This window comes from Pseudomonas sp. GW823-FHT06B06, from assembly GCF_058795195.1.
In genome coordinates this window covers 24519-36082 of sequence record NZ_JBXAHO010000018.1, presented here as the reverse complement: position 1 = coordinate 36082, position 11564 = coordinate 24519, and the positions used below count along the sequence as shown (strand labels likewise).

13 protein-coding genes are annotated in these 11564 nt (G+C 61.1%); 12 read left to right on the top strand and 1 reads right to left on the bottom strand.

The annotated features are described in order from the left end of the window. Window positions 1-1008 carry an Ldh family oxidoreductase gene (locus AC1Q8Q_RS17840; protein ID WP_033045571.1) on the bottom strand — a complete coding sequence of 336 codons (1008 nt, stop codon included), beginning with the start codon at window positions 1006-1008 and terminating at the stop codon, window positions 1-3. Window positions 1009-1435: 427 nt separating this feature from the next. On the opposite strand from AC1Q8Q_RS17840, the gene AC1Q8Q_RS17835 reads away from it, so the two are divergent. The 12 genes from AC1Q8Q_RS17835 (at window position 1436) to AC1Q8Q_RS17780 (ending at window position 11547) form a co-directional block, all read left to right on the top strand. After that, window positions 1436-1996 (top strand): lipid-binding SYLF domain-containing protein, encoded by a 561-nt coding sequence (locus AC1Q8Q_RS17835; protein ID WP_492615299.1) that lies wholly within the window; start codon window positions 1436-1438, stop codon window positions 1994-1996. Window positions 1997-2164: 168 nt separating this feature from the next. Next, on the top strand, window positions 2165-3376 hold the full coding sequence (locus AC1Q8Q_RS17830; protein ID WP_020797772.1) for a patatin-like phospholipase family protein: 1212 nt from the start codon (window positions 2165-2167) through the stop codon (window positions 3374-3376). A gap of 39 nt (window positions 3377-3415) precedes the next feature. After that, complete coding sequence (locus AC1Q8Q_RS17825) at window positions 3416-3901, top strand: adenosine-specific kinase (RefSeq protein WP_168757967.1); 486 nt, start codon at window positions 3416-3418, stop codon at window positions 3899-3901. 32 nt (window positions 3902-3933) lie between these two features. Beyond that, a complete protein-coding gene (locus AC1Q8Q_RS17820) occupies window positions 3934-4671 on the top strand; it encodes an AzlC family ABC transporter permease (protein WP_033043420.1) in 738 nt (245 codons plus the stop codon). Beyond that, entirely contained in the window at window positions 4668-4994 is a 327-nt protein-coding gene (locus tag AC1Q8Q_RS17815) for an AzlD domain-containing protein (RefSeq protein ID WP_168757966.1), read from the top strand. Before AC1Q8Q_RS17820 ends, AC1Q8Q_RS17815 begins: the two co-directional genes overlap by 4 nt. A 101-nt stretch (window positions 4995-5095) precedes the next feature. After that, on the top strand, window positions 5096-5623 hold the full coding sequence (locus AC1Q8Q_RS17810) for a Csu type fimbrial protein (protein WP_492615298.1): 528 nt from the start codon (window positions 5096-5098) through the stop codon (window positions 5621-5623). Between the two features lie 141 nt (window positions 5624-5764). Next, window positions 5765-6259, top strand: coding sequence for a Csu type fimbrial protein (locus AC1Q8Q_RS17805; RefSeq protein WP_492615297.1), 495 nt, complete (start codon window positions 5765-5767; stop codon window positions 6257-6259). 20 nt (window positions 6260-6279) lie between these two features. Next, window positions 6280-6816, top strand: coding sequence for a Csu type fimbrial protein (locus AC1Q8Q_RS17800; RefSeq protein ID WP_168757963.1), 537 nt, complete (start codon window positions 6280-6282; stop codon window positions 6814-6816). A 4-nt stretch (window positions 6817-6820) separates the two neighbouring features. Further along, window positions 6821-7321, top strand: a complete 501-nt coding sequence (locus AC1Q8Q_RS17795; protein ID WP_168757962.1) for a Csu type fimbrial protein — start codon at window positions 6821-6823, stop codon at window positions 7319-7321. A gap of 44 nt (window positions 7322-7365) precedes the next feature. After that, window positions 7366-8154, top strand: a complete 789-nt coding sequence (locus AC1Q8Q_RS17790; RefSeq protein WP_168757961.1) for a fimbrial biogenesis chaperone — start codon at window positions 7366-7368, stop codon at window positions 8152-8154. Window positions 8155-8230: 76 nt separating this feature from the next. After that, window positions 8231-10588 (top strand): fimbria/pilus outer membrane usher protein, encoded by a 2358-nt coding sequence (locus AC1Q8Q_RS17785; protein ID WP_492615296.1) that lies wholly within the window; start codon window positions 8231-8233, stop codon window positions 10586-10588. Beyond that, window positions 10585-11547, top strand: a complete 963-nt coding sequence (locus AC1Q8Q_RS17780) for a Csu type fimbrial protein (protein ID WP_492615295.1) — start codon at window positions 10585-10587, stop codon at window positions 11545-11547. The genes AC1Q8Q_RS17785 and AC1Q8Q_RS17780 overlap by 4 nt, the downstream gene beginning before the upstream one ends. Window positions 11548-11564 lie beyond the last annotated feature (17 nt).

Sequence of the window (11564 nt, the reverse complement as noted above, 5' to 3'; positions counted from 1 at the left end):
TCAATCCAGCAGTGCCTTCAAATCCCTGTACAACGCCTCGGGAACCTGCACCCCCTCCACCAGGCTGCGCGCCCGCGACTCATAGCGTCGTTGCGAGGGCAAGCGCGCGCCCTGCCCTTCAATTCCCTGAAACAACGCTTCTGCCCTGGCCAGGTGCTCCTGGGTTGCATCGCCCAAAAAGCGCCGGGGATCCAGAGCGATGATCAGTTCGCCATGATAAGGCGATGACTTGCTGCCCGCGTCGTAAGCCAGTGATTCAGCGCTTGTCAGGTCACCAATCAACGGCCCGGCGATCAACTCCACCATCGCCGCAAGTGCCGATCCCTTGTGCCCGCCGAACGTCAGCATCGCGCCACTGTCGAGCACCACGCTCGCATCGTTGCTCGGATGGCCTTGCCCATCCACTCCCCACCCTTCGGGGATCGCCTTGCCGGCTCGTCGATGCAGTTCGATATCGCCGCGAGCGATGGCGCTGGTGGCAAAGTCGAATACAAAAGGCTCTTGCCCGCCGCGCGGCCAGCCAAAGGCAATGGGATTAGTGCCGAACAGTGGCAAGTGCCCCCCGGCCGGCGCCACCCAGGCATGACTAGGGTTACACGCCAGCGCGACCAGGCCGGTCCCCGTCAGTTGCTCGATCTCCACCCATAACGCGGAAAAATGCACACAGTGGTTGATCGCCAACGCGGCAATCCCGTTGGCACGGGTTTTCTCGGTCAACAGGGGGAGCCCCGCCTGAAACGCCAACTGCGAAAACCCGCCACCGGCATCCACCCGCACAATCGACGGCGCCTGGTCGATGACCCTCGGCTCGGCATCGGCCGACACCTTGCCCGCTCGCAGGGAATTGACACATCCAAGAATCCGGTACAACCCGTGAGAGGCGCAGCCATCACGCTCACCGGCCATTACCGTCGCCGCCACCGCTTGCGCATGGGCCAGATTAAAACCGTTGTGCAACAGGATCGATTCGGCCAGTTCACGGGCTTCGATCAGGGTCAGTCGAATCATGGTCATCTCCTGGGAAAGACCTGTCAGGGTGATCCGCTCGAAGCAACGAGGCTTGATGCCTTTTGATGCAGGAGGTGACGAAATCGGCATAGCCAAGGCACGCATACCCTGAGAACGGAAGGGTATCGTGCACGTCTGGAGGTCCGAGACGCGTTTCATGTGCAGGCGCGATCGCACGGCTCACGGCGGCGAGCACTGTAGGAGCGACCCCCCCAGCAAAATGCTGACGCTGAACGCCGCCATCACTCAGTGGTCACAACAATTGATGGCATCGCAACTGATGTGGCCTCAAGCCTGCTTCCTTCAGCCGCGGCGCTTACAATTCACACATTCCTGGGCGCGCCGGATAACCTTCAGTGAGTTCAGTCCTTTCGACACAGGCGCTGACTGCTGCTGCCATCCAATGCTCCCTGATCGGAGTACGCATATGACTCAATCAATACGGTTATTCCTGACAACCGTGCTCGCGGTTGCAGCATTGGCATCGGCCAGTTTCCTGAACACTGCAGGTGCCGCCACCGCCGAGGATCTCAATACCGACTCCCAGCAAGCGTTGCAGACGCTCTACAAGACCAATCCCTTTTCCGAAACCATCTCGCACAAAGCCAAGGCCGTTCTGGTCTTTCCGAAAATCATCAAGGCCGGCCTGGTATTCGGCGGCAGCTACGGCGAAGGCGTGTTGATGAAGGGCTCGAAGGTCGTGGATTACTACAACTCCGTCAGCGGCTCCTGGGGACTGCAGGCAGGCGCCCAGTCATATGGCTATGTGGTTTTCCTGATGACCGACAAAGCGGTGAAATACATCACTGAAACCAAAGGCTGGGAAATCGGCGTAGGGCCAACCGTGGTCGTGGTGGATGAAGGGGTTGCCAAGAACCTGTCCAGCTCGACGCTGAAAGACGACGCGTACGCGTTCATCTTCGACCAACAGGGTCTGATGGCCGGCATCAGTATCGAAGGCACGAAGATTTCCCTGATCAAACGCTGAAGGGTGCGCGCCCAATGAGTTTTCTTATCATTTAAAGGAGCGCAGAATGAGCTACCTGGCGTTCGAATGACGTGTCTCGCCCAGTGGGCGTGCCAGTCATATCGGGCGCCATGGCCAAGGGGACGATGAACTCGTTTGCTGTCGACTTTGGGGACTGGAGGAGGCGTTTTGAAACCATTCCCGCTCAAACCCGGCACCTCGACCCTGGACGTATTTCTTCAAGCGTGCCTGCCCCGCCGTGACGCTGTTCCGCCCACCTTGACGGAAAAAGCGGTCATCCCGGGCATTCCCGATGCTCGCTACAGGCTGGACCATGACCTGACGCCGTTCATCCAGGATGCGATTCAATCCAACAAACGTGAGAGCGAGGTGCTCGCCAAGGCCGGTAAGCCGAGCGATATCCTGCCGCCGGCCAGCATGCTGGCCGTTTCTGGTGGCGGCGATGCAGGCGCATTTGCAGCGGGACTGATTGCTGGATGGACCACCCATGGCACACGGCCAATCTTCAAGGTCGTCACGGGCATTAGTGCGGGTGCCCTGGTCGCCCCGTTCGCTTACCTGGGGCCGGAATACGACAGCGTGATCCGGCACGTCTGCAATGAAATCGGTCCAAAAGACATTTTTCATTCGCGAAACGTGCTGACCCGTCTTGCCAGCGACGGCATAGCGGACAGCAAGCCTTTGTCGCGGCTCATTACAAAATACGTCACCGAGCAGATTGTGGCGGCGATCGCCGCACAATACGCCAAGGGCAGGATCCTGCTGATCGGCACCACTGACCTTGATGCAGGCCGACCCGTCACCTGGAACATGGGCGCCATTGCTGCAAGCCAGGCACCGGGAGCGCTCGACCTGTTTCGTAACATCATGATCGCGTCGATGAGCATTCCGGGTGCTGTCTCACCCGTGATGATCGATGTGGAGGTCGATGGCAAGCAGTTTCATGAAATGCACGTGGACGGCGGGGTCATCACTCAAGTGTTTCTTTACCCACCTGGCACGCTCGTGGGGCTCAACAGGGCCGCTGGCGTACCCTTGCGTCTCGAACGTCATTTCTATGTCATTCGCAACGGGACGCTGGAGCCGCAATGGTCCGGGACCAAGCGCCGTACATTGAGCATCGGCGGCCGAGCCATCAGTGCATTGATTCAAACCCAGGGGATCAGCGACCTGGAGCGAATCTACCGCATGGCGCAGCAGGATGGAGCGCATTTCAACCTGGCGTACATCGGCTCTGACTTTAACGTAGCGCGCACTCAAAAATTCGATGGCGAGTACATGAAGCGGTTGTTCGATTACGCCTTTCAACTCAGCGCGAAGGGCTACGCGTGGCATAAATCACCGCCCTCGCAAAACCCCAGGCTACGAACCCATCGCTGAAAAGCTCTGCCAGCAACTTCGTGAAAGGAGGCGTTTGAGATGCAACTCATCACGTTGAAAATCGAAAAGCCGGAAGATACGAACTTCATCCTGGGTCAGACGCACTTCATCAAGTCGGTCGAGGATATCCACGAAGCATTGGTCAATGCCGTGCCGGGTATCCGTTTTGGCGTGGCCTTTTGCGAGGCCTCGGGCGAATGCCTGGTGCGATGGTCCGGCACCGATACCGCCATGATTGAACTTGCACAGAAAAATGCCAAGGCCATCGGCGCAGGCCATAGTTTCATCATCTTCCTGGGTGACGGTTTTTATCCGCTGAACGTATTGAACAGCGTAAAAACGGTGCCAGAGGTATGCCGCATTTTTTGTGCGACAGCCAATCCGACTGAAGTGATTCTCGCCGAGACGGATCAAGGGCGAGCAATCCTGGGCGTAGTGGATGGCTTCTGCGCCAACGACATTGAAGGCGACGCCGACATCCTGTGGCGCAAGAACCTGTTGCGGCAGATTGGCTACAAGCAGTGAATTGCACTCGGCCCCACTTTCAAGGAATTCAAATGAACTATCGAAGTGGGACACATGCCTTCCTGCACGGTGCTCACACCGCGTCCCCGTTTACTACCGGGGTCATTCCCTTCGGCCTGATCGCTGGCGTCAGCGCTGCCGGGATGGGGATGTCACTCACCAGTTCCATGGGCATGACGCTGCTTTTCTACTCCGGGTCGGCGCAGATTGCCGTGCTGCAGTTAATGCAAAATGGCGCCCTGCCAGTGACCATGGTGGTCACCGCACTGGTGATCAATCTTCGCTTCCTGATGTACAGCGCATCGTTGGCGCCCCACCTGCACCACTTGCCCCGAAGCAAGACCTGGCCCATGTCCTATCTGCTCGCCGACCAGGTGTTTGCGTTGTTCAGCCTGCGATCGGCCTGTGGCGACCTGGGACGATACGCTTTTCACTACTACACCGGGGCGGCGCTCACGATGTGGCTTGGCTGGAATCTTGCGGTGCTGACGGGCGTCATCCTGGGCGCGCGCATCCCCGAAGCGTGGTCATTGGGCTTTGCGATTCCGCTGTCATTCCTGGCGCTGCTGATCCCCAGCATCCGCAATGCTGCAACGCTCTGTGCCGCCGTGGCGGGAGGTGCGCTGGCGGTGCTGGCAGTCGATTTACCCTACAACCTGGGCATGCTGACGGCCTCCCTTGGCGGGGTCCTGGTCGGGCTGACCGTCGAGCACCTGCGAAAAGACCACGGCAGCGAACATAACAATGACGCCGAACAGGAGGCTACATGAGCGAGCTTTCCCAGTGGGGCCTGTTCCTGTTGATCGGCGCCGGCACCTTCGCTATTCGTCTTTCGTTTATCGAGTTTTATGGCAGCTTGCGCATTCCACCGCTGCTGCGCCGCGCCTTGCTGTACGTACCGGCGAGCGTGTTGGCGGCGCTGGTTGTGCCGGCGGTGGTGCTACCGGATCGACACGCGGCGTTTGACTGGAGCAATCCGCAAATTCCCGCGGCGCTACTTGCAGCCCTGGTTGCCTGGCGAACAAAAAGTACCTTGCTGACGCTGGCGGTCGGGATGGGCGCATTGTGGGCACTGAAGTATTGGGGCGTGTAGAAAACAGCGCTTTATGGATCCAATTTGCCCCGATCACTGGCGATTTCCCCGTGCATTGCTAACCTCAGTCCTACAAGACATCCCTCACAAGGAGTGGGGCCGTGGATGGACGAGTGAAATTGGCAGTCTTGAACGTAGGGCTCAGTGCAACCCTGTCGGCCGCAGAACTCCAGGTGCAGGTGCGGGTCGATGTGCAACGTGGCTGCCAACTGGTCGGGCAACAACGCACCGCGGGTGTCGAGCAATTGGGCGTGCTGGACTTCGGCAGCAGCGCACGCCTGGACGATCCTGCGGGGCCGCTCGGGGCGGCCCTGATGAACGAGCGCCTGCCAAGGCTCGAATGCAATCCCGATACCCCTTATCAACTACGCGTCGATGGCGGCCTGCACGGTGGCGTCGGCGACGTTCGTTACATGGCTGGTAGCGCCGAACACAGCAAGCCCATTCCTTATCGACTCTATCAAGACCCGGCACGGCGAATTCCGCTGGCGGTGGATGTGCCGGTGAGCGGTCGCGTGCCGGATACCGGCTCGGTGGATTTGCCGTTGTACGCCCGCATCGAACCCTTGGCACAGATACCCAGGGTCAGTCGCTATTCAGACCTGGTGAAGGTGACGCTCACCTGGTAATCGCATGAGCAATCAACAACCCAGGCGAAGTCCGGGTTGTGCAGGGAAGGAGGCGTTCGTGAGCGAACGACCGTATGTTTAATCCTGAAGGAATTGGGATCGGTGGCATGACCAGGTTCTGGAAGATTTTCGCCGGGCGCGTTGTTACTGTTGTCCGGTGTCGCACAAGCGGCCGCCAGCGGGCAGATCCAGGCGCGGCTGACCCTTATCGCCGGCTGCGAAGTGACTAACGGCGGCAATCCCGACAGCCCGGTCAGCGACTTCGGCACCCTTGATTTCGGTCAGCAAGGCCCGACCTGGAACAACCCGATCAAGGCGCGTATCGGTAACCAGGCCAGCGGCAAATTGAACGTGGCCTGCAACCCTTCCGTCACGGGCTTCACCGTCACCATCGATGGCGGCACCCATGGCGACGGCACCACCCGGCGCTTGAGCAACGGCCGCCGGACCATCGCTTACCAATTGTTCCTCGATGCCTCCGGCAACCGCAGCTACAGCATCGGCCAACAACACAATTTCGCTGTCACCAGCGGGGCGCAGATACCGATTCCGGTATTTGGCTCGGTGGTGGCGAACACCCGCGCGTTACCCGCCGGTATCTACACCGACACCCTGACGGTAACGCTCGACTGGTAACCCCGTAGAGGACGGACACCATGCGCACGCTTGCATCAAGGATAGGTTTGTCATTGCTTGGCCTGACGCTGGCGTCCGGCGCCCAGGCTGCCACCACCGTCACCGGCCAGATCACCTCCAGCCTGGTCCTGATCAGCAGTTGCCAGGTCAACGGGGGTGGCGGTTCCACCAATCTGAACTTCGGTGCCCTGAACTTCGGCACCGCCAACAGCCTGTTCACCACCGCCACCGGGCAAGTGCTGGGTGGAGGCGGCGGAGCGCTGTCGATTCTGTGCTCGGCTGGGACCACGCCAACGGTCAAGGTGCGCGCCGGGGCCCACGATGGCCAATCCGAGGGCGGGACCCGGGCGTTGTACGACGGAGTGGCCAACTATGTGCCGTACGACCTGTACACCGATGCCGGGCACTCGCAGATCCTGGCGATTGACGGGGTAATCAACCTCGCCGCCAGCACCGGCGTGGCGCAGACCGTGAACATCTACGGCCAAGCGGTGGGCAAGGCCGGTTTGCCGGCGGGCACCTACACCGACACGATTTCTGTCGAACTGACGTTCTAGCGCCATGCGCCGGTATGGCTGTGCATGGTTGCTCCTACTGGGTGCAGGTGTTTTGCCGCTGCCGCTTACGGCGGCGACCAGCCAGAGCTTCCAGGTCAGCGCCACGGTGACGGCCGGCTGCCTGATCGTCGGCGGCGTCTCCACTTACGGCAGCCTGAATTTCGGCAACCGCTCGGCGCTCGCCACGGACACGGTGCAAGTCGCACTGACCGGGGGCGTGCAGTTGCAATGCACGCCGGGCGTGACGTTGAACATGAGCGTAGATGGCGGACAGTACAACAGCGGTGGCCGCCACATGCAGTTGACCAGCGGCAGCAACCGGGTGGCGTATCAACTGTTTCGCGATGCGGCCTACAGCCAGACCCTGGGGATCGGGCAAAGCGTGGCGGTGTCGTATAGCGATGCGAACAACATCAGCCTGCCGATTTACGGCCAGGTGCAGTTACCGGGCAATCAACCCGGGGGGACGTACGGCGACGTGCTGCAAGTGCAGTTGTCGTGGTGACGGGGCCAACGGATCAAGCCGCAGGGGCAAAAAGGAGCAGGCACATGTATTCACCTTCGCGACGGCGGTTGGTCGTCAGTCATATGCTGTTGGCACTGCTGTGGTTGGGGGCAACCAAGGTGCAGGCAGCCAGTTCGGTGCTGATCTGGCCGATCGATCCGGTGCTGGAGGCCGATCAACAGGCCAGTGCCTTGTGGCTGGAAAATCGCGGCAGCGAGACCGCCAATCTGCAGATACGCGTGTTTTCCTGGAGCCAGAGCGGCTTCAGCGATCAATACCAGAACCAGCGTGACGTGATCGGCAGCCCTCCGGTGGCGAAGATCGAACCGGGCCAGAAACAACTGGTGCGCCTGACCCGCACGCGGGAAATCCCGCCGGGTCAGGAACTGGCGTACCGCATCATCATCGATGAAATTCCCTCGGCGAAACCGCCCGCGGCGGACGACGGCAAGACGGCGGCGGCGATTCGCTTTCAGATGCGCTACTCGGTGCCGTTGTTCGCCTATGGCGCGGGTCTGTGGAGCAAGGAAGACACCACCCGCCAGCGCGATCCGAAAGGCGTCGGCCTGCCGGACTTGAGCTGGCGCACGGTGGCCGTGGACGGCCGTCCTTATGTCGAGGTGCGCAACCAGGGCGCGGTTCATGCGCGCCTGACCGATGTGGCTCTCAAGCAAGGCAGCCAGACCCGGCCGTTGGTGGACGGATTGCTGGGGTATGTGTTGCCCGGGGCGATCATGCGCTGGCCCGCACCCGGCCCGATGGCTGGCGACCCGGCGTTGCAGGTGCGGGTCAATGGTGCGCCGCAGGTGCAGAGTATTGCGCCGGCACGCTGAGGTCGTAGTGCTGGTCAGTTTTTCGTGGCGAGGGGAGTAAAAGGAGACCAGGTCCATTGACGGACAGAAAGCGGTAATGAGCCAGGGGTGGGCTCGCAGTTTGCGGCGTCCGTTGAGGGCCATGGGTTGTGCGTGTTGCCTGGTTGTCATTCATCACGCGGAGGCCGCAGACCTGCCGCCTCCGCCCAGCGGCATGGAGGCTGTTGCCGATGCACAATTGTTTCTGGAACTGGTGGTCAACCAGATGAACACCGGACGGATCGTGGCGGTGGAGCAGCGCAACGGGCGATTTTTTGTGCCCGCCAGTGCGCTGCATGAAACCGGCATGAAACTGCCGCAAGACATCGGCGCTGAAGTCGGCCTCGACACCCTGCCCGGCCTGCACAGCGAGTACGACAGCAAAGCCCAACGCCTGTTGCTGGATGTGCCGCCCGACTGGCTGCCGGAGCAGTTTGTCGGCCGTAGCCAAGTCTATCCGCGTACCCCGGCCCTGAGCAGCTTCGGCGCCCTCCTCAACTATGACCTGTACCTCAACGACACCGATGATGCCGGCACTTACCTGGCCGCGTGGAACGAAGTGCGGTTGTTCGACAGTTGGGGCACGCTGTCGAATACCGGGCAATATCGCCGCACTTTGTCCGGGGACGCGATCAACACGCTGAACAATGGATACCTACGCTATGACACCACCTGGCGCTATTCCGACGATGATCGGATGCTGACCTACGAGGCGGGCGATCTGGTCAGCGGTGCCTTGCCCTGGAGCAATTCGGTGCGCCTGGGCGGCGTGCAACTGTCGCGCGACTTCGGCGTGCGCCCGGACCTGGTGACCTACCCCTTACCGCAGTTCGCCGGGGAAGCCGCGGTGCCGTCGTCGGTGGACCTGTTCATCAACGGCTACAAGTCCAGCAGTGCCGATCTGCAACCTGGCCCTTACACACTGACCAACATCCCGTTCATCAACGGTGCCGGCGAAGCCGTGGTGGTCACCACCGACGCCCTGGGACGTCAGGTCTCGACCACGGTGCCGTTCTACGTCACCAGCAGTTTGTTGCAAAAAGGCCTGTCGGACTTTTCCGTGGCGGCCGGGACCTTGCGCCAGGACTACGGCCTTCAGGATTTCAGTTATGGCCCCGGCGTCACGTCCGGCAGTTTGCGTTACGGCCTGAGTGACAACTTCACCCTGGAAAGCCACGCTGAAGCCTCGGACACGCTGGCGCTCGGCGGCGTTGGCGGCAATGTGCGGCTGGGCAATTTCGGCGTGCTCAACAGCGCCGTCAGCCAAAGCCGTTTCGACGGGCAAACCGGCCAGCAACTGAGCCTCGGTTATCAATACAGCAGCCAGCGTTACAGCTTTTCCTGGCAGCGCCTGCAACGGCGTGATCAATATGCCGACCTGACCGTGGTCGACAGTCCGTACACCACCCTCAGCAAACGCAGCGAGCAGGCAACCCTGAGCGTCAATCTCGATACCTGGGGCAGCCTTGGCGCCGGCTATTTCGACGTGCGCGCGGCGGACGACTCGCGCACCCGCCTGCTTAACCTGACCTGGAGCAAACCGTTGTGGCGCAACACCAGTTTTTACCTGTCGGCCAACCGCGAAATCGGCGACAGCAACTGGGCGGTGCAGGCGCAACTGGTGATTCCGTTCGACCTGCGTGGCAGCCTGGCCATCGGCAGTGAACGCAGCAAGACCGGCCAATCGCAGCAGCGGGTCAACTACAGCCGTGCCGTGCCGACCGAGGGCGGGGTGGGCTTCAATCTCGGTTACGCCAAGGGTGACGGACCCGATTACCGGCAGGCCGACTTGACCTGGCGTTTGCAGTCGGTGCAGTTGCAGGCCGGGGTCTATGGCACCAGCGATGCACAAACCCGTTGGGCCGATGCCAGCGGTTCACTGGTGTGGATGGACCGCCAGGTGTTTGCCGCGAACCGTATCGACGATGCGTTTGTAGTGGTCAGCACCGACGGCTACGCCGATATTCCGGTGCGCTACGAAAACCAGCAGGTGGGCCAGACCGATCGCAACGGTCATTTGTTGGTACCGTGGAGCAGCGCCTACTACCGCGGCAAATACGAGATCGATCCGCTCAACCTGCCGGCTAACGTGCGCAGCCCGAACGTCGAGCAGCGCATTGCGGTGCGGCGTGGCAGCGGCTATCTGTTGGAGTTTCCGCTAAGCCGGGTGATCGCCGCGAGCATCGTGCTGGTGGACGTGCAGCAGCAGGATTTGCCCTTGGGCAGCGGTGTGTTGCATGAGCAGAGCGGCACGCAAACTGTGGTCGGTTGGGACGGCCTGGTGTACCTGGAAAACCTGCAGGCGCAGAACGATCTGCGGGTGACGCTGGGCGATGGCAAGACCTGCCACGTGCAGTTTGCCGCCGACCTGGCGCAGGACCAGATCCCGCTGATCGGGCCGCTGGTGTGCCGATGAAGTGGTTGATGCTGCTGGCGCTCTGTCTGCCGGCCCCCGCCTGGGCCTTGTGTTCGGTGGTCGGCACTACGCCAGTGGCCTTCGGCTTATTGAGTTCGATTGCCGTGCGCACCACCTCGCAACCCGGTTCCACGCTCAACGGCGGCTTGAGTTGCACCGGCTCGCTGTTGTCCTTGCTGAGCAGCAACGATCACTTCTGGGCCACGGTCACATCGACCCAGAGCGGTTTGCTCGGCCCCACCGGCGACGTCATCGGCTACACGATCTACGCCAACAACAGCACCAGCTACCCGCTAACCCGCGGCACCGCCTACGACTTCGCGCGCAACGGCATCATCGATGCACTTGGCCTGCTCGGTGGCACGGTCCCAAGAACCGTGCCCTTGTATTTCGGCACCACCCTTGGCAGCAACGTCGCGGCCGGGATCTATAGCGAAACGCTGAGCATTTTCTGGAACTGGAACTATTGCTCGGGCATCGGCGTTGGCGGCTTATGCCTTGGACGCGACATCAATAGCGGCACCACCACGTTGACGATCAACCTGACGGTTGCCAACGACTGCACCATCACCGCCCCGAACATCACCTTCGGCAGCGCGCCGGTGGTCAGTGCTTTCGCCCCGGTCACCGGGCAGACCATCAATCTGGCTTGTACCAAAGGCAGCGCCTACACGGTGGGACTGAGCGATGGGCAAAACCCGCTGGGTGTCGGCGGGCGACGACGGATGATCTCTAGCGGCAATTACCTGGCCTATGACATTTTCAAAAGTGCCGGCACGACCCGCTGGGGGAGCGTGGGCGTTGCACGTCGGGCCAGTTCGGACGCCGAGGTCAATCCCGGAAATGGACTGGGGACGGGGAGCCAGGTCTTCAATTACAACGCGAAGATCTACACCGATCAGGCGACACCGCCAGCGGGGACTTATCTGGACAGTGTGGTGCTGGATGTGGGGTTTTGATGTGGGTCCCGGATTTC

What these genes read in the sequence shown, in the direction of transcription:
- AC1Q8Q_RS17840 (WP_033045571.1), bottom strand. Translation starts at nt 1,008, where the DNA reads ATGATTCGACTGACCCTGATCGAAGCCCGTGAACTGGCCGAATCGATC.
- AC1Q8Q_RS17835 (WP_492615299.1), top strand. Translation starts at nt 1,436, where the DNA reads ATGACTCAATCAATACGGTTATTCCTGACAACCGTGCTCGCGGTTGCA.
- AC1Q8Q_RS17825 (WP_168757967.1), top strand. Translation starts at nt 3,416, where the DNA reads ATGCAACTCATCACGTTGAAAATCGAAAAGCCGGAAGATACGAACTTC.
- AC1Q8Q_RS17820 (WP_033043420.1), top strand. Translation starts at nt 3,934, where the DNA reads ATGAACTATCGAAGTGGGACACATGCCTTCCTGCACGGTGCTCACACC.
- AC1Q8Q_RS17815 (WP_168757966.1), top strand. Translation starts at nt 4,668, where the DNA reads ATGAGCGAGCTTTCCCAGTGGGGCCTGTTCCTGTTGATCGGCGCCGGC.
- AC1Q8Q_RS17800 (WP_168757963.1), top strand. Translation starts at nt 6,280, where the DNA reads ATGCGCACGCTTGCATCAAGGATAGGTTTGTCATTGCTTGGCCTGACG.
- AC1Q8Q_RS17795 (WP_168757962.1), top strand. Translation starts at nt 6,821, where the DNA reads ATGCGCCGGTATGGCTGTGCATGGTTGCTCCTACTGGGTGCAGGTGTT.
- AC1Q8Q_RS17790 (WP_168757961.1), top strand. Translation starts at nt 7,366, where the DNA reads ATGTATTCACCTTCGCGACGGCGGTTGGTCGTCAGTCATATGCTGTTG.
- AC1Q8Q_RS17785 (WP_492615296.1), top strand. Translation starts at nt 8,231, where the DNA reads ATGAGCCAGGGGTGGGCTCGCAGTTTGCGGCGTCCGTTGAGGGCCATG.
- AC1Q8Q_RS17780 (WP_492615295.1), top strand. Translation starts at nt 10,585, where the DNA reads ATGAAGTGGTTGATGCTGCTGGCGCTCTGTCTGCCGGCCCCCGCCTGG.